This is a genomic window from Amycolatopsis sp. NPDC004772 (genome assembly GCF_053601215.1).
This window is the reverse complement of sequence record NZ_JBSGBK010000036.1, coordinates 1-16,194: the sequence shown is the minus strand read 5'-3', so window position 1 is coordinate 16,194 and position 16,194 is coordinate 1. Positions and strand designations below refer to the sequence as shown.

Sequence of the window (16,194 nt, the reverse complement as noted above, 5' to 3'; positions counted from 1 at the left end):
TCGCGGCCACCGGCGTGCTGGTCGCGCTGACCACTCTGACTGTGTCCGACTCGGGAGCCAGCGCCATCACCAGCCACGATCCGGCGGCCGGCCGCTTCGACCGGCCGCAGCAGGGGTTCGCCCCGCCGTGGACGACGCTGCGCGACGGGCGGCCCCAGGACGTCGGCCTCGACCCGGCGCCGGTCGAGGCCGCCGAGGACTTCCTGGCGAGCTGGACGAAGCCGGACGCCTCCGGGCACCCGCACTTCTCCGGGGCGGTCGGCCTCCTCGCGCACGACGGCGTGGTCGTCGACCGGTACGCGGTCGGCGGCGCGCTGCGGTACGCCGACGCGGCGGGCACCGAACTGCCCGCGGACCAGCAGGTCCCGATGAAGAACGACACGATCTTCGACATGGCTTCGATCTCGAAGCTGTTCACCTCGATCGCCGTCATGCAGCTGGTCGAACGCGGGCAGTTCACCATCGACACCCCGGTCAGCCGCTTCTTCCCGGAGTTCGCCACCGGCGACAAGGCCGCCATCACGGTCAAGATGCTGCTCACGCACGTCTCCGGGTTCGACGCCGACCCGATCCCGTCGCTCTGGGCGGGTTACCCGGACATCCCGTCGCGCCGGCAGGCGGTGCTCGACAGCCCGCTGAAGAACAAGCCGGGCACGACGTACCTCTACTCGGACATCAACCTGCTCACGCTCGGCTTCATCGTCGAGAAGCTGACCGGGCAGTCCCTCGACAAGGTCGTCCACGACCGGATCACCGCGCCGCTCGGCATGACCGACACCGGGTACAACCCGCCCGCCGCCAAGCTGGCCCGGATCGCCGCGACGGAGTTCCAGGCGAACCCGCCGCGCGGGATGGTGCGCGGCAGCGTGCACGACGAGAACGCGTGGTCGCTCGGCGGCGTCGCCGGGCACGCCGGCGTGTTCAGCACCGCCGGTGACATGGCCACGCTCGCCCAGGCGATCCTCAACGGCGGCAGCTACCGCGGGCACCGGATCCTGCGGCAGGACACCGTCCGGCAGCTGCTGACGAACTACAACCAGCAGTTCCCGGACGACTCGCACGGCCTCGGCTTCGAGCTCGACCAGCCCTGGTACATGGGCGCGCTGGCGTCGCCGGTCACCGCCGGGCACACCGGCTACACCGGAACGACGCTGGTCATCGACCCGGAGTCCCGGTCGTTCGCGATCCTGCTGACCAACCGGGTGCACCCGAGCCGGAACTGGGGCTCGATCAACACCGCCCGCCAGGTCTGGGCGACGTCGCTGGCCAGGGCCATGGCGGTGCGGCCGGTGGCCGGGAAGGACGCCTGGGCGAGCACGCTCGGTAACGCCGCCGTTGCTACGCTGAGTACCCGGGCTTTCACCACGCATAGTGATCAAGCGCGCGTCTCGTTCGCTGCCTTCGTGGACACCGAGGGCCCAGGTGATCCACTTCAGCTGCAAGCGAGCACCGACGGCGTTAACTGGCAACCGATCGCCCTATCGGTTTCCGGACCGGGCGCACCCTCCGGAATCGTGACGTCGCTCTCCGGACACGGGCACCGCGCCTGGTGGCGGGTGGTGGGCACGCTGCCGCAGGGCGCGTCGGTGAGCCTGCGCTGGCGTTACAGCACCGACCCGAATTACACGGGACGAGGAGTTTCGGTGGACGGTGTGAAAGTCACCGAGAGCGGCCGATCACTCCTCGACGGTGAACGAGACCCGGCCGTTTTCACTGCGGAGGGTTGGCAGTTGACCTCTCGGTGACCGGCCGGTCGCCGAACGTCCACCGCCGGCCGGATTTTACCGTCCCTTTGCCGCTTGCACCGCGACACTAAGTTGCCAAGTCGTTAGCTTGACCTCGTTAACAAGGTCGACCTGGTTGGCGACTTTCTGGTCAGTGATTAATCGCAAATCCAGATCCGCAGACACGGACGGGTTGCGATCCGACCGAAGGGTGTGGGTAGCCTTGTCGCAGATGCCAACGGTTAGTAACTTTCCGACGGTGAGTGATACCGAATCCGTAGTCGGCACGGCACCGTCCGAGGCCGTATCGGTCCAGACGGCCGTGCGGGACGCCGACTCCAGCCCGCTGGTGCGGATCCGGTCCCTGCTCCCCGGCCTGGCCCGCGCCGAACAGCGCGTGGCCAAGGTGGTGCTGGAAGACCCCGCGTCGGTGGCGCGGCGCAGTATCACCGAGGTGGCCCTGGCCGCCAACACGAGCGAGACCACGGTGACCCGGTTCTGCAAGGCCGTCGGGGTCGGCGGGTACCCGCAGCTGCGCATCGCGCTGGCCGCGGACACCGCGCGCACCGAGGCGCGCACCACGCGCAACCTCGGCGGCGAGATCGGCCCGGAGGACGACCTGGCCGCCGTGATCGGCAAGGTCAGCTTCGCCGACGCCCGTGCCGTCGAGGAGACGGCCGACCAGCTCGAGGTCGCCACCCTCGAGCGGGTGATCGAGGTCGTCGCGAACGCCGGCCGCGTGGACGTCTACGGCGTGGGCGCCAGCGCGTTCGTCGCCGCCGACCTGCAGCAGAAGCTGCACCGCATCGGCCGCGTGTGCTTCGCGTGGTCGGACACGCACATCATGCTCACCTCGGCCGCGGTGCTGAGCCCCGGTGACGTCGCGATCGGCGTCTCGCACACCGGCGCGACCACCGACACCGTCGAGGCACTGCGCGTGGCGCGCGAGCACGGCGCGATCACCATCGCCGTGACGAACTTCCCGCGGTCCCCGATCACCGAGGTCGCCGATCATGTTTTGACGACCGCGGCCCGGGAAACCACGTTCCGTTCGGGAGCGACGGCGAGCCGGATCGCCCAGCTCACCGTCATCGACTGCCTGTTCATCGGGGTCGCGCAGCGGCACATGGACGCGTCGGTCAGCGCGCTGGACGCGACCAGGGACGCAGTCGGCTCGCACCGCTTGGGGGTCAGGCCGGACGGTCGTCGCCGTCCGCGGGAAACCGGCAAGTAATGACCGGAGAAACTGTGAGGCGCATGATGACCGTCCCCGTGCAGGCGGTGCACGTCGATTCGCCGACCGAGACCCGCAATCCCCGCACCAAGGACATCGACCTGATGTCCACCGCGGGGATCCTGGGCGCGATCAACGCCGAGGACCGCACGGTCCCCGGTGCCGTGGCCGCGGTGCTGCCCCAGGTGGCGCGCGCGGTGGACCACGCGGTGGACGCCCTGCGGGCCGGGGGCCGGGTGCACTACGTCGGCGCGGGCACGTCCGGGCGGCTGGCCACCTTGGACGCGGCCGAGCTGGTGCCGACGTTCAACGTGCCGGGCGACTGGTTCATCGCGCACCACGCCGGCGGCGAGCGCGCGCTGCGGCACGCCGTCGAAAACGCGGAGGACGACTCGGCGGCGGGGGCCGCCGAGATGGCCGCGATGGTGCAGCCCGGCGACTTCGTGCTGGGCTTGACGGCGTCGGGCAGGACGCCGTACGTGCTGGGTGCGCTGCTGGCGGCGTCCCGCCAGGGTGCCCGGACCGGGCTGGTCTCGGGCAACGCCAAGGCCGCGAAGCCGGCCGGGGTGGACGTGCTCATCGCCGTCGACACCGGTCCGGAGGCGATCGCCGGCTCGACCCGGATGAAGGCGGGCACGGCGCAGAAGATGATCCTGACGTCGTTCTCCACGGCGACGATGATCAAGCTGGGCCGGACCTACTCCAACCTGATGGTCAGCATGCGGGCGACGAACGCGAAGCTGCGCGGCCGGACCATCCGGATCCTGCAGGAAGCCACCGGCATGACGATGGCGGACTGCTCGGACGCGCTCACCGAGGCCGGGGGCGACCTCAAGGTGGCGCTGGTGCACTTGCTGTCCGGCGAGGACGTCAAGAGCGCCGCGAAGGCTCTGCACGCGTCGGGCGGGCACGTGCGCAAGGCGTTGGACAACCTCAGGGTGCGAGCAAGCTAGATCTTCACCTGTTCATCTGTCTAACCTCTCAGATGAGGAAGGGCAGGTGGCGATGGCGGGCACGGACGAGGACTCGCGGCGCAGGCTGTCGCGTCGCGAGTGGGTGTCGATCGGCGGGATGGGCGGAGTCATCCTGCTGCTGAACGTCGTGGGCTGGGGCGTGCTCACGGCGTTCGTCGCGCCGCACCACTACGCGCTGGGCACGTCCGGCGTGTTCGGGATCGGGCTGGGCGTCACGGCGTTCACGCTCGGCATGCGGCACGCGTTCGACGCCGACCACATCGCCGCGATCGACAACACGACCCGCAAGCTGATGGGCGACGGCCAGCGGCCGCTGTCGGTCGGGTTCTGGTTCTCCCTCGGGCACTCGACGATCGTGTTCGTGCTGTGCCTGCTGCTGTCGCTGGGCGTCCGCGCGCTGGCCGGGCAGGTCGAGGACGACTCGTCGGCGCTGCACCAGGCGACCGGCGTGATCGGGACGTCGGTGTCCGGGGTGTTCCTGTACGTGATCGCGATCCTCAACCTGGTGGTGCTCGTCGGGATCCTGCGGGTGTTCCGGCAGATGCGCCGCGGCGAGTTCGACGAAGCCGCGCTGGAACACCAGCTGGCCAACCGCGGCGTCATGAACCGCCTGCTGCGCGGCGCGACGAAGGCCGTGCGCAAGCCGTGGCACATCTACCCGGTCGGGCTGCTGTTCGGGCTGGGCTTCGACACGGCGACCGAAATCGGCCTGCTCGTGCTGGCCGCGGGCGCGGCGACGTTCGCGCTGCCCTGGTACGCGATCCTCGTGCTGCCGATCCTGTTCGCGGCCGGGATGAGCCTGTTCGACACCGTGGACGGCTGTTTCATGAACTTCGCCTACGGCTGGGCGTTCGCGAAGCCGGTGCGCAAGATCTTCTACAACATCACGGTGACGGCGCTGTCGGTCGCGGTGGCGCTGCTCATCGGGACGATCGAGCTGGTGTCGATCCTCGCCGAAAAGCTGGACATCACGTCCGGGCCGCTCGCCGCGATCGCCTCGGTGAACCTGGACTACGTCGGGTTCGGGATCGTCGGGCTGTTCGTGCTGACGTGGGCCGTCGCGCTGGCGGTGTGGCGGTTCGGGCGGATCGAAGAGAAGTGGTCGGCGAAGCTGTCCGGTTAGGAAGCGGCGTCCGAGATGCTCTTCGCTTCCCTCGCACCGGCTTCGAACGCTTCGCAGCAGAAGAGCAGCCACTCGCGTACGCCCTCGGGCGTCCCGCTCGCGAATCCCTCGGCCGCTTCGAGGTAACGCGGGACCCGGCGGAAGAACGTCACTTCGGGCACGCTCAACGACTTCGGGTCCAGGCCCGTCGCCACCATCGTCAGCCGGGCGGCCGCTCGCGCGACGACGCCGTCCGCGCTGCCGAACGGCTTGAGCGCCAGCAGTTCCCCGTGGACGACCGCCGTCAGGACCGGGCCCGGCACCGACGTCGCCCCGGTCACCAGCTGGGCCAGCAGCTCCAGCCGGCCGCCGCCGGAGTGCGGGCGCCCCAACGCGTCGAGGTCTTCGACGAGGTCCGCCGCGGCCAGGACGTGCAGGCGCGCCAACGCTTGCAGCGGCGCCCGGCGCCACGTCGGCAGCAGCGACTCCAGGGTCTCCGCGACGCGCAGCGCGCCCGCGAGGACCGGGTCGGCGACCGCGCCGTCGAGGGGCAGTTCCGGGTTCGCGCCTTCGATGCCGGCCGACGCGCGGGCGGCGCGCACGGACGCTTCCGCCGCCGTCGCCGCGCCGCCGCGGAGATTCGCCGGGAGGCGGTGGACCGCAAATACCGCGTCCTGCGCGGACTTCGCCGCCGCCGCGACGCCTTCGAGGTCGAGGAGGGGCTTCAAGGGGTCGCTCATGCGTCGAGCACCTGTCCTTCGCGGGTGACCACGGGCGGCAGGACCGACCACGGGAAGTTGATCCAGCGGTCGGTGTGCCGCCAGACGTACTCGCACTTCACCGTCGAATGCGGCTTCTCGTAGACGACGGCCGAGCGGACCTCGGCGACGTGCTCGAGGCAGAAGTCGCGGACCAGCTTGAGCGTGGCGCCGGTGTCGGCGACGTCGTCGGCGATCAGCACCTTCTTGCTCGTCAGGTCGACGACGTTGGGCACCGGCGGCAGCATCACCGGCAGGTCGAGGCGCTGGTCGACGCCGGTGTAGAACTCGACGTTCATCACGTGCAGGTTCTTGACGTCGAGCGCGTAGCCGAGCGCGCCCGCCACGAACAGGCCGCCGCGGGCGATGGAGAGGATGAGGTCCGGCGCGAAGCCGTCTTCGGCGATGGTGTGAGCCAGTTCACGGCTCGCCGTGCCGAACAGCTCCCAGCTCAGCTCTTCCCGCTCTTCGGCCATCGAGCCCGCCCTTCCGTCGTGGTCCGCCGAGCATAGGCAACCCGCAAGTGGCCTCTGAAAATGATCAGAAATTGGCCCTGCTGGGCAGCCACTGGCCGATCTACCGTGGTCGCGTGACCGACTGGAACACCCGACCGACCCTGTCCGGCGAGCACGTCCGCCTGGAGCCGCTGTCCCCCGAGCACGCCAAGGGCCTCCTGGAAGCCGGCGCCGACCCGGGCATCTGGGCGTGGCTGAGCAGCCGGCAGCCGCGGGACCTCCCCGCGGCCGAGCGGCTGGTCGAGCAGGCGCTCGCCGACCCCGATCGCCGGGCGTTCGCGCAGATCGACGTCCCCTCCGGCCGGGTCGCCGGGACGACGTCGTACTACCAGGTCGTCGAGAAGCACCGGATCCTGTCGATCGGCCACACGTGGATCGGCGCGGACTGGCAGCGCACCGGGCTGAACACCGAGTCGAAGCTGCTCCTGCTCACGCACGCGTTCGAAACCCTTGGCGCGCAACGGGTCGCGTGGGAGACGGACATCCGGAACCTTCGCTCGCAACGCGCCATCGAGCGGCTTGGCGCGCTTCGCGAAGGCATCCTGCGCGCGCACCGGATCCGGCCGGACGGGTCGTCGCGCGACACCGTCCTCTACTCGATGCTCGCGCCGGAGTGGCCGGCCGCGAAGGCTCGGCTGAACGAACGCTTAGTCACCGGGGCTCGCCTGGCACGGTGAACCGGGCGGCCAACGTGGGTGCAACCTTTTACAAGGCGGACTAACGTCGCTAGCGTGCCGCTAGCCGTCATGTCGGCGCACTACAGGAGGCCTTGCAACCATGACCGAGCAGTCCCCAGCCCTGGACAACCTGCTCACCGAGAGCCGCACCTTCCCGCCCAGTGACGAATTCGCTGGCCAGGCCAATGCGAAGGCCGATCTCTACGCCGAGGCGGACGCCGACCGCGAAGCGTTCTGGGCCAAGCAGGCCGAGCGGCTCACGTGGGACACGAAGTGGACCACGGTACTGGACTGGACCAATGCGCCCTTCGCGAAGTGGTTCGTCGGCGGCAAGCTGAACGTCGCCTACAACTGCGTCGACCGGCACGTCGAGTCCGGCCACGGCGACCAGGTCGCGATCCACTGGGTCGGCGAGCCGGGCGACACCCGGGACATCACCTACGCCGAGCTGAAGACCGAAGTTTCCAAGGCTGCCAACGCACTCGCGTCGCTGGGCGTCACGGCCGGCGACGTCGTGGCGATCCAGCTGCAGATGGTCCCCGAGGCCATCTTCGCGATGCTCGCGTGCGCGAGGATCGGCGCGCTGCACAACGTCGTCTTCGGCGGCTTCTCGCCGACGGCGCTGCGGGCCCGCGTCGACGACGCCGCCGCGAAGATCGTGATCACCTCCGACGGCCAGTTCCGCCGCGGCAAGGCCGCGCCGATGAAGGCCAACGTCGACGAAGCGCTCGACGGCGCCGAGACCGTCGAGAAGGTCATCGTCGTCAAGCGCACGGGCGACAAGCTCGAGGGCGACGTCCCGTGGACCGACGGCCGCGACCTCTGGTGGCACGAGCTCGTCGACGGACAGTCCGAAGAGCACACTCCCGAAGCCTTCGACAGCGAGCACCCGCTGTTCATCCTCTACACGTCCGGGACGACCGGGAAGCCGAAGGGCATCCTGCACACTTCGGGCGGCTACCTGACGCAGACCGCGTACACGCACCACAACGTCTTCGACCACAAGGCCGGCGAGGACGTCTACTGGTGCACCGCGGACATCGGCTGGATCACCGGCCACAGCTACATCGTCTACGGCCCGCTCGCGAACCGCGTCACGCAGGTCGTCTACGAAGGCACGCCGAACACCCCGCACGAGGGGCGGCACTGGGAGATCGTCCAGAAGTACAAGGTCTCCCTCTACTACACCGCCCCGACGCTGATCCGCACGTTCATGAAGTGGGGCGCGGAGATCCCGGAGAAGTACGACCTGTCGTCGCTGCGCGTGCTGGGTTCGGTCGGCGAGCCGATCAACCCGGAGGCGTGGATCTGGTACCGCGAGAACATCGGCGCGGGCCAGACGCCGATCGTCGACACGTGGTGGCAGACCGAAACCGGCGCGATCATGATCTCGCCGCTGCCGGGCGTCACCTCGACCAAGCCGGGCTCGGCACAGAAGGCGCTGCCAGGCATCTCCGCGAAGGTCGTCGATGACCAGGGTGTCGAGGTCGGGCCCGGCGGTGGCGGGTACCTGGTGCTCGACAAGCCGTGGCCGTCGATGCTGCGCGGCGTCTGGGGCGACGAGGAGCGCTTCCGCGACACGTACTGGTCGCGCTTCAAGGACCAGGGCTTCTACTTCGCCGGCGACGGCGCGAAGTACGACAACGACGGCGACGTCTGGCTGCTGGGCCGCGTCGACGACGTGATGAACGTGTCCGGCCACCGGATCTCGACGACCGAGGTCGAGTCGGCGCTGGTCTCGCACCCGACGGTGGCCGAGGCCGCGGTCGTCGGCGCGACCGACCCGACGACCGGCCAGGGCATCGTCGCGTTCGTGATCCTGCGCGGCAACGCCGTCGACGGCGGCGAAGAGGCCATCCAGGCGCTCCGCAACCACGTCGCGAAGGAGATCGGGCCGATCGCGAAGCCGCGGCAGATCATGGTCGTGCCGGAGCTGCCGAAGACGCGCTCGGGCAAGATCATGCGCCGCCTGCTGCGCGACGTCGCGGAGAACCGGCAGGTCGGCGACGTCACCACGCTGGCCGACTCGTCGGTGATGGACCTGATCTCGTCGGGCCTGAAGTCGGGCAAGTCGGAGGAGTGAGCTAGCGTTCTCCCCGTCAGAGCCCTTCCGGCTTCGCGCCGGGAGGGCTCTGTCATGACACCCCCGAGTGGCACGAGTCGAACGCATGTTCTACGCTGTGCCGCGAACCACACCCCCTTCCCGGGCAAGGAGACGACACGACGATGACCGTGGATGTCCTGACGCACGACGAGGAAACGGCTTCGGCTCCGGTTTCCGCTCCGGTTCCGGCTTCGGAGGTTTCCGCCGACGAGGCGGCCGTCACCGAGTCGGCGTCCCCGGCCCCCTCGGAGGACTCGCCCGAGCCCGCCGCCGAGGAGGCCCCGAAGCCGAAGCGCGGCCGCCCGAAGGGCGCGGCGACGGCGTCGACGGCGAAGAAGACCCGCACGGTCGAACTGACCCTCACGGTCACCGGCACCGCCGACGGCGAGTGGCAGGCCGAGCTGAAGAACGGCTCGAAGTGGGTCGCGAAGGGCCTCGAGATCCCGGCCGCGGCGGTCTCGCGGGCGGCGAAGGAGCTGCACAGCGACCTGTCCGGCCCGATCGACGAGGTGATCAACCAGGCCCGCGAGGCGCAGGCCGCGAAGGTCGCCGCGCTGGAGGCCGAGCTCGAGAAGGCCAAGCAGGCCCTCGCCGAGCTGGACGCCTGAGCTTCACTCCAGGAGACGCCCGGTCCGCCTCGCGCGGGCCGGGCGTTTCCGCTTTTCCGACCGGCTCCAAGCGCCCCAATGTGGCGTTGGTTGCGTTCAACGCACCGAACGCCACATTGGGTGCATCTGACGCACCGAACGCCACATTGGGGCGCTTCAGGCGATCGGTGGGCGGGCCGGCAGGGGTGACTTGAACTCGACCCACATCGCGTCCGTCAGCGCCTCGACGTGGTGGGTTGCCCCGCGTGGGTGTACGACCGAATCGCCCGGCTCGAGGACGGCCTCGACGCCCTCCACCGCGCCCCGCAGGCGGCCCGACAGCACGTAGACGATCGAGTCGTGGTCGTGCGCGTGTGGTGGCGAGGCCACGCCCGCCGGGTAGTGGATCAAGTAGGCCAGGCCGGTCGCCGCTCGCTCCAGCAGCCGGAAGCGGCCCTCGCCGCCCAGCAAGGGCAAGCCCTCCACCGTGACCAGCGGCTGCCACACCTGCTCTTCCATCCGCCCATCATGACCCAGCGCAGCTGAGAGTCCACACTGGACCGGCTTAGGTAAGGCATGTGTTATTTAGGCGGACCTGACAAAAAAGGCAGGTCTCGCCACGATTCCGCGTTCGTGTTTCACTGTTCTCGTGACCGAAACGATCGACGGTGACGCCGTGGAGCACACGCACGAACCACACCAGGGCGTGGGCGGGAAACTGAACTGGCTGCGGGCCGGGGTGCTCGGGGCGAACGACGGCATCGTGTCCGTCGCCGGCATCGTCGTCGGCGTGGCCGGGGCGACCACGGAAAGCACGACGATCCTCACCGCCGGAATCGCCGGGCTCGTCGCCGGCGCCTTTTCCATGGCCGGCGGGGAATACGTTTCCGTCAGCACCCAGCGCGACACCGAACAGGCGCTGCTCCGGCTCGAAAAGCAGGAACTGAAGACGATGCCGGAGGCCGAGGAGCGCGAGCTCGCCGAGATCTACCAGGAAAAGGGGCTCTCGCCGGACCTCGCGAGCCAGGTCGCCCGCGAACTGACCGAAAAGGACGCCCTGCAGGCGCACGCGGAAGCCGAGCTCGGCATCGACCCGGACAACCTGACCAGCCCGTGGCAGGCCGCGTGGGCGTCGCTGCTCGCTTTCTCCATCGGCGCGCTGCTGCCGATCCTGTCCATCGCCTGGGCCGGTGTCTCCCTGCGGGTGTGGGCGTGCGCGGCCGCGGTCGTCGTCGGCCTGACGCTGACGGGGTACGTCAGCGCCAGGCTCGGCGACGCGAACGTGGGGCGCGCGATCGTCCGCAACGTCGGCGTCGGCGCCCTCACCATGGTCGTGACCTACTTCGTCGGCGTCGTCTTCGGGGTCACCGTGGGCTAGTGCACGCCCTTCATCAGCTTGCGGATGAACGGGATGCCCAGGAACAGCAGCACGCCGACCCCGATGGCGACCAAACCGACCGTGCTGAAGTACGGCGCTTCGTCGTCGACCGAGTAGTACTCGGCCAGCTTGCCGGACATCGCCGTGCCGAACGAGATCGACAGGAAGTTCAGCGCCACCATCTGCGTCCGGAACGCTTCGGGCGCGAGCTTCGTCGACAGCGACAGCCCCACCGGGGACAGGCACAGCTCGGCGATCGTGAACACGAACAGGATGCCGACCATCGCGAGGATCGGGCTCGCGTTCTTGCCGCTGCCCACCATCGGCAGGAACAGCAGGAACGCGGCGCCCATCAGCACCGTGCCGAGGACGAACTTCATCGGCGTCGACGGCTGCCGCTCGCCGAGCTTCGTCCACAGCGCCGCCAGCACCGGGGCGAAGACGATGATGAACACCGGGTTGATCGAGTTGACCCAGGACACCGGCATCACCCAGCCGAACAGGTCCCGGTCCAGCCGCTGGTCGGTGTAGGCCGCGACGACCGTGAACTGCTGCTGGTACAGCGAGAAGAACACCGCGCTGGCGATGAACATCGGGATGAAGGAGAACACCCGGCTGCGCTCGACGGCGGTGATCTTGCCGCTGGTCAGGATGACCAGGAAGTAGATCACCGAGATCACGCCGACCACCCACACGACGACGTCGGCGAGGTTGTTCGGGTTGACGACACCGGTGACGACCAGGGTCACCACCGCGGCCACCAGCAGGACGGCGGCACCGATGGCCAGCGCGCGCTGCGACGACGGCAGCGGGTTCGGCACCTCTTTCGCCTTGTCGCCGAGGTTCTTGCGGCCGAACGTGTACTGCGTCAGGCCGAGCGCCATGCCGATCGCGGCGAGGCCGAACCCGAGGTGGAAGCCGACCTCCGTCTGGGCCAGGCCGGTCAGCAGCGGGCCGACGAAGCCACCGAGGTTGACGCCCATGTAGAAGATCGTGAAGCCCGCGTCGCGCCGTTCGTCGCCTTCGGCGTAGAGCGTGCCGACGATCGCCGTCGCGTTGGACTTCAGCCCGCCGCTGCCGACCGCGACGCACACGAGGCCGACACCGATGCCGGCCAGGCCCGGCAGCAGCGCCAGGCTGATGTGCCCGATCATGATCAGCACGGCGCTGTAGAACAGCGTCCGCTCGGAGCCGAGGAGGCGGTCGGCCACCCACGCGCCGATGACGGCCGAGAGGTACACCAGGCCGCCGTACGCGCCGACGATGCCGAGCGCGGACTCCTGCGCGAGGCCCAGCCCGCCCTGCTCGACCTGGTAGTAGAGGTAGATCGGCAGGATGCCGAGCATCCCGTAGTAGGAGAACCGCTCCCACATCTCGACGCCGAAGAGGTTCGCCAGTCCTCGTGGGTGCCCGAAGAACCTCGTGTCCTGCTGGACCTCGGTTGAGGTGCTCACAACTCGTCTTCCTTTGTCTAGGGACTTCGTTGTCGTTTCGCATGCTAAGAGTCCAGCTGGTTACCCACCACCGGCACCCCGTGTGACAGCGGTCATGACAATGGGTGACAAAGGGCTGGTAAAATCGGACCACGGTGCGCCGGGAAGCCTGGTCGGCAACAGTGATCAGCGACCCCTGGAGCCGCCCCGATGACCCGCCCGTTCAGCGAATTCGCCCGGTACCTGCGCACCGAAACGACCGGCGGGCTGATCCTGCTCGGCGCCACGGCCGTCGCGCTGCTCTGGGCCAATTCGCCGCTGCGGGACAGCTACCACGCGCTACGCGACTTCCGGCTCGGCCCGGAATTCCTGCACCTGGACCTGACGATCGGCGACTGGGCGAAGGACGGCCTGCTCGCCCTGTTCTTCTTCGTCGCCGGGCTGGAACTCAAGCGCGAGCTCGTCATCGGCGAGCTGTCCCGGTTCAAGCAGGCGATCCTGCCGGTCGTCGCCGCGCTCGGCGGCATGATCGTGCCCGCGCTCGTCGCCCTGTCCGTGGGCTGGGGGACGCCGGGCATCGAACGGGCCTGGGCGATCCCGGTCGCCACGGACATCGCGTTCGCGCTCGGCGTGCTCGCGCTGACGGCGTCGAACCTGCCGTCGAGCGCGCGGGTCTTCCTGCTGTCCCTGGCCGTGGTGGACGACCTCGGCGCGATCATCGTCATCGCCGTGCTGTTCACGACGGGCTTCGACCTGGTCGCCGTGGCCGTGGCCGTTGTCGCGCTCGCCCTCTACGCGTTCCTGCAGCACCGCCGCGTCCGGACGCCGTGGCTGTACGTCCCGCTGGCGCTGATCACCTGGGTCGCGGTGCACTCGGCGGGCATCCACGCCACGATCGCCGGCGTCGCGCTGGGCCTGCTCACCCGCGTCCGCGCCGACGAGGGCGAGGCCGAGGCCCCCGCGCTGCGCCTGGAACACCGGCTCCAGCCGTGGTCGGCGGCCGTCGCCGTACCGGTGTTCGCGCTGTTCGCGGCCGGGATCTCGGTCAACGCCGACGCGCTCGGCGCGGTGTTCACCACGGCGTTGCCGCTCGCGGTGCTCGCCGGGCTGCTCGGGGGCAAGGTCGTCGGCATCCTCGGGGCCAGCCTGCTCGCCGTGAAGCTGCGGCTGGCGGAGAAGCCGCGCGGGATGGGCTGGCGGGACATCGCCGCGTTGTCCGTGCTCGGCGGGGTCGGGTTCACGGTGAGCCTGCTGATCGCGGAGCTCGCGTTGCCGGGTGAGACGAGCGAGCTGGCGAAGGCGGCGGTGCTGATCGCGTCGGCGGCAGCGTCCCTGCTGGCGGCGGCCTTGCTACTCCGTCGTAGCAAGGTTCATGCGCGAATCTCCGACACACTGTGAGTCCGCCGCGCCCGGTTTCGGGACACATGGCACGATGACCCGGTGAGCAGCCCCAAACACGAACGCACCCCCGACGGCGTGGGGGCCGTGCCTTACCTCCCGCTGTCCTCCGCCTCCGACGTCCCCGGCGACCAGTCGATCGGCCGGCTGGTCGGCGACGCGACCCAGCACATCTCCACCCTGGTCAGGGCCGAGATGGAGCTGGCGAAGTCCGAGCTGGTCGGCGAGGTGAAGAAGGGCCTCAAGGGGGCCGTCTTCTTCCTGATCGCGCTGACGGTCTTCCTGTACAGCACGTTCTTCCTGTTCTTCTTCGCGGCCGAGGGGCTGGCCGAGTGGGTGCGGTACCGCTGGATCGCGTTCGGCATCGTGTTCGTCCTGATGCTGCTCGTCGCGGGCGCGGCCGGCTTCCTGGGCTACCGCAAGGTGAAGAAGTTCAAGGCACCGGAGCGGACCATCGCCAGCGTCAAGGAGACCGCCGCCGCGCTCAAGCCGCAGCGCGCGCCCGAAGCCGGCGTGACCACGCGCGACTGAGTCGTTGCACGCGTCCCCCGACCCGTCGATCGTCCGGCTCGACGGCCCGTGGGTCCACCGCGACGTGTCCGCGAACGGCATCCGCCTGCACGTCGCCGAACTCGGGGACGGGCCGGTCGTGGTGCTGCTGCACGGGTTCGCCGAGTTCTGGTGGACCTGGCACCACCAGCTGAGCGCCCTGGCCGACGCCGGGTTCCGCGCGGTCGCCGTCGACCTGCGCGGCTACGGCGACTCGGACAAGCCACCCCGCGGCTACGACGCCTGGACGCTGGCCGGTGACGTCGGCGGCCTGATCAAGTCGCTCGGGGCGCGCCGCGCCCACCTCGTCGGGCACGCCTGGGGCGGCATGCTCGCCTGGACGGTCGCGGCACTGCACCCGCGGCTGGTGTCCTCGGTGACGGCGATCGGCGCGGCCCACCCGCTCGCCCTGCGCTCGGGCGCGGCCCGGCCGTGGCGCGGCCAGGGCCGGGCGGCCGGGCACCTCTTCCGCTTCCAGGTGCCGATGGCGCCGGAGAAGTGGCTGGTGAAGGACGACGCCCAGGCCGTCGAGGACCTGTTCGGCGGCTGGGCCGGGCGCCGCTGGCGGTCCACTTCGGACTTCACCGGCAGCGTCGAGGCGTTCCGGCAGGCGATGCTCGTGCCCGGGGTCGCGCACAGCGCGCTCGAGTACTACCGGTGGGCCTTCCGCGCCCAGTTCCGCGGCGAAGGCCGCCGGTTCACCGACGCGGTCGGCGCCCGGATCGCGGCGCCGACGCTGCAGCTGCACGGCGCCGACGACACCTGCATCCTCCCCGAAACGGCGACGTCGTCGACGCGCTGGGCGGGCCCGCACACCGAGCCGGAGATCTGGCCGGACGTCGGGCACTTCCCCCACCTCGAGGTGCCGGACCGCACGTCGGCGGCCCTGGCGGGCTTCCTCAAGCGAGACTGATGGCGTTCTTCGCCCGCTCCACCGACTCCTCCGACGCCGGCCCTTCGAGGTTCTCCGTGGCCAGGGCCTGGTTCACCGCGACGAACGGCCGCATCCGCCGTTCGTAAGCCGCGAAGGCCTCTTCGCGAGGAGCCCGGCCGAGTTCCTGCGCGAGGACGTACGCGCCGACCAGCGCGAGGCTCGTCCCCTGCCCGGACAGCGCCGACGCGCAATATCCGGCGTCGCCGAGCAGCACGACCCGGCCCGAAGACCAGCGGTCGAGGTGGATCTGGGCCATGGCGTCGAAGTAGAAGACGTCCGCGGCGGCCATCGCTTCGAGGAGCTTCGGCACCTCCCAGCCGACCCCGCCGAGACGCTCGGCGACCAGCCGCTTCTGCTCCGGAACGGCCATGCGTGGCAGCGGTTCCGAGCCGAAGCCGAGGGTCACCCGGAGTTCGGTGTTCTCCCGCACCGGGTAGACCACGCCTCCGGTGTGCTCGTGCCGGAACCAGATCTGCCAGTCCTCGAGACCGAGGAAGTTGGCCGTCGGGAAGATCGCCAGGTACTGCCCGAGGTGCCGGGTGAAGTCCGCTTCCGGGCCGAACGCGAGCCGCCGCACCGCCGAGTGCAGGCCGTCCGCCCCGACGACCAGGTCGAACGTCCGGAAGCCGCCGTGCTCGAACTCGACGCGCACGCCGTGCGCCTCCTCGGTGAGGGCGGTGATCGAGTCGCCGAAGACGTACTCGACGCCGGGCGGTAGCAAGCGCCCCAATGTGGCGTTGGTTGCGTCCAGCGCGCCCAATGTGGCGTTCGGTGCGTTGGACGCACCGAACGCCACATTGGGTGCGTCCAGCAGCAGCGCGACGACG

16 protein-coding genes are annotated in these 16,194 nt (G+C 69.8%); 11 read left to right on the top strand and 5 right to left on the bottom strand.

Going from position 1 to position 16,194, the window contains the following annotated elements:
- Positions 1 to 14 precede the first annotated feature (14 nt).
- The 4 genes from ACWEF6_RS22190 to ACWEF6_RS22175 all read left to right on the top strand — a co-directional run bounded on the left by ACWEF6_RS22190 (position 15) and on the right by ACWEF6_RS22175 (position 5,055).
- Positions 15 to 1,745 (top strand): serine hydrolase, encoded by a 1,731-nt coding sequence (locus ACWEF6_RS22190; RefSeq protein WP_449684735.1) that lies wholly within the window; start codon positions 15 to 17, stop codon positions 1,743 to 1,745.
- A gap of 211 nt (positions 1,746 to 1,956) precedes the next feature.
- Positions 1,957 to 2,958 (top strand): MurR/RpiR family transcriptional regulator, encoded by a 1,002-nt coding sequence (locus ACWEF6_RS22185; RefSeq protein WP_449684695.1) that lies wholly within the window; start codon positions 1,957 to 1,959, stop codon positions 2,956 to 2,958.
- A 23-nt stretch (positions 2,959 to 2,981) separates the two neighbouring features.
- Positions 2,982 to 3,911, top strand: a complete 930-nt coding sequence (locus ACWEF6_RS22180) for an N-acetylmuramic acid 6-phosphate etherase (RefSeq protein WP_449684694.1) — start codon at positions 2,982 to 2,984, stop codon at positions 3,909 to 3,911.
- Positions 3,912 to 3,963: 52 nt separating this feature from the next.
- Complete coding sequence (locus ACWEF6_RS22175) at positions 3,964 to 5,055, top strand: HoxN/HupN/NixA family nickel/cobalt transporter (protein WP_449684693.1); 1,092 nt, start codon at positions 3,964 to 3,966, stop codon at positions 5,053 to 5,055.
- Here the strand turns inward: ACWEF6_RS22175 and ACWEF6_RS22170 are convergent.
- Together ACWEF6_RS22170 and ACWEF6_RS22165 are read right to left on the bottom strand one after the other, a co-directional pair.
- Complete coding sequence (locus tag ACWEF6_RS22170) at positions 5,052 to 5,774, bottom strand: oxidoreductase (protein ID WP_449684692.1); 723 nt, start codon at positions 5,772 to 5,774, stop codon at positions 5,052 to 5,054. The two genes, ACWEF6_RS22175 and ACWEF6_RS22170, sit on opposite strands and share 4 nt — an antisense overlap.
- Positions 5,771 to 6,268, bottom strand: a complete 498-nt coding sequence (locus tag ACWEF6_RS22165) for a phosphoribosyltransferase (protein WP_191312649.1) — start codon at positions 6,266 to 6,268, stop codon at positions 5,771 to 5,773. Before ACWEF6_RS22165 ends, ACWEF6_RS22170 begins: the two co-directional genes overlap by 4 nt.
- Positions 6,269 to 6,381: 113 nt before the next feature.
- On the opposite strand from ACWEF6_RS22165, the gene ACWEF6_RS22160 reads away from it, so the two are divergent.
- The 3 genes from ACWEF6_RS22160 (at position 6,382) to ACWEF6_RS22150 (ending at position 9,696) form a co-directional block, all read left to right on the top strand.
- The gene (locus ACWEF6_RS22160; protein WP_449684691.1) at positions 6,382 to 6,984 is read left to right on the top strand and encodes a GNAT family N-acetyltransferase; all 603 of its coding nucleotides are present in this window, start codon (positions 6,382 to 6,384) and stop codon (positions 6,982 to 6,984) included.
- A 100-nt stretch (positions 6,985 to 7,084) separates the two neighbouring features.
- Positions 7,085 to 9,067, top strand: coding sequence for an acetate--CoA ligase (gene acs / locus ACWEF6_RS22155; protein ID WP_449684690.1), 1,983 nt, complete (start codon positions 7,085 to 7,087; stop codon positions 9,065 to 9,067).
- Positions 9,068 to 9,210: 143 nt separating this feature from the next.
- Positions 9,211 to 9,696, top strand: a complete 486-nt coding sequence (locus ACWEF6_RS22150; protein WP_191312656.1) for a DUF6319 family protein — start codon at positions 9,211 to 9,213, stop codon at positions 9,694 to 9,696.
- A 156-nt stretch (positions 9,697 to 9,852) separates the two neighbouring features.
- Here ACWEF6_RS22150 and ACWEF6_RS22145 read toward each other — a convergent pair whose 3' ends face one another.
- Complete coding sequence (locus ACWEF6_RS22145; protein WP_449684689.1) at positions 9,853 to 10,194, bottom strand: cupin domain-containing protein; 342 nt, start codon at positions 10,192 to 10,194, stop codon at positions 9,853 to 9,855.
- 130 nt (positions 10,195 to 10,324) lie between these two features.
- Here ACWEF6_RS22145 and ACWEF6_RS22140 point away from each other — a divergent pair, with 130 nt between their 5' ends.
- Positions 10,325 to 11,053, top strand: a complete 729-nt coding sequence (locus ACWEF6_RS22140; protein ID WP_310969175.1) for a VIT1/CCC1 transporter family protein — start codon at positions 10,325 to 10,327, stop codon at positions 11,051 to 11,053.
- On the opposite strand, the gene ACWEF6_RS22135 is transcribed toward ACWEF6_RS22140, so the two are convergent.
- Positions 11,050 to 12,507 (bottom strand): peptide MFS transporter, encoded by a 1,458-nt coding sequence (locus ACWEF6_RS22135; protein ID WP_449684688.1) that lies wholly within the window; start codon positions 12,505 to 12,507, stop codon positions 11,050 to 11,052. The genes ACWEF6_RS22140 and ACWEF6_RS22135 overlap by 4 nt on opposite strands.
- 189 nt (positions 12,508 to 12,696) lie before the next feature.
- Here ACWEF6_RS22135 and nhaA point away from each other — a divergent pair, with 189 nt between their 5' ends.
- From nhaA to ACWEF6_RS22120, 3 genes are read left to right on the top strand one after another with little or no spacing between them, the layout of a single operon-like run.
- Positions 12,697 to 13,884: a Na+/H+ antiporter NhaA gene (gene nhaA / locus ACWEF6_RS22130; RefSeq protein WP_449684687.1), complete on the top strand. Its 1,188-nt coding sequence runs from the start codon at positions 12,697 to 12,699 to the stop codon at positions 13,882 to 13,884.
- 42 nt (positions 13,885 to 13,926) lie between these two features.
- Positions 13,927 to 14,415 carry a phage holin family protein gene (locus ACWEF6_RS22125; protein ID WP_310969179.1) on the top strand — a complete coding sequence of 163 codons (489 nt, stop codon included), beginning with the start codon at positions 13,927 to 13,929 and terminating at the stop codon, positions 14,413 to 14,415.
- 4 nt (positions 14,416 to 14,419) lie between these two features.
- Positions 14,420 to 15,346 (top strand): alpha/beta fold hydrolase, encoded by a 927-nt coding sequence (locus ACWEF6_RS22120; RefSeq protein WP_449684686.1) that lies wholly within the window; start codon positions 14,420 to 14,422, stop codon positions 15,344 to 15,346.
- Here the strand turns inward: ACWEF6_RS22120 and ACWEF6_RS22115 are convergent.
- Positions 15,333 to 16,194, bottom strand: an 862-nt coding sequence (locus ACWEF6_RS22115) for an FAD-dependent monooxygenase (protein ID WP_449684685.1), incomplete at its 5' end; no start/stop codon positions are given. The two genes, ACWEF6_RS22120 and ACWEF6_RS22115, sit on opposite strands and share 14 nt — an antisense overlap.

Bases quoted from the DNA above. Each gene is read 5' to 3' on its own strand.
- ACWEF6_RS22185 (WP_449684695.1), top strand. From the start codon at position 1,957: ATGCCAACGGTTAGTAACTTTCCGACGGTGAGTGATACCGAATCCGTA.
- ACWEF6_RS22180 (WP_449684694.1), top strand. From the start codon at position 2,982: ATGATGACCGTCCCCGTGCAGGCGGTGCACGTCGATTCGCCGACCGAG.
- ACWEF6_RS22175 (WP_449684693.1), top strand. From the start codon at position 3,964: ATGGCGGGCACGGACGAGGACTCGCGGCGCAGGCTGTCGCGTCGCGAG.
- ACWEF6_RS22170 (WP_449684692.1), bottom strand. From the start codon at position 5,774: ATGAGCGACCCCTTGAAGCCCCTCCTCGACCTCGAAGGCGTCGCGGCG.
- ACWEF6_RS22165 (WP_191312649.1), bottom strand. From the start codon at position 6,268: ATGGCCGAAGAGCGGGAAGAGCTGAGCTGGGAGCTGTTCGGCACGGCG.
- acs (WP_449684690.1), top strand. From the start codon at position 7,085: ATGACCGAGCAGTCCCCAGCCCTGGACAACCTGCTCACCGAGAGCCGC.
- ACWEF6_RS22150 (WP_191312656.1), top strand. From the start codon at position 9,211: ATGACCGTGGATGTCCTGACGCACGACGAGGAAACGGCTTCGGCTCCG.
- ACWEF6_RS22145 (WP_449684689.1), bottom strand. From the start codon at position 10,194: ATGGAAGAGCAGGTGTGGCAGCCGCTGGTCACGGTGGAGGGCTTGCCC.
- nhaA (WP_449684687.1), top strand. From the start codon at position 12,697: ATGACCCGCCCGTTCAGCGAATTCGCCCGGTACCTGCGCACCGAAACG.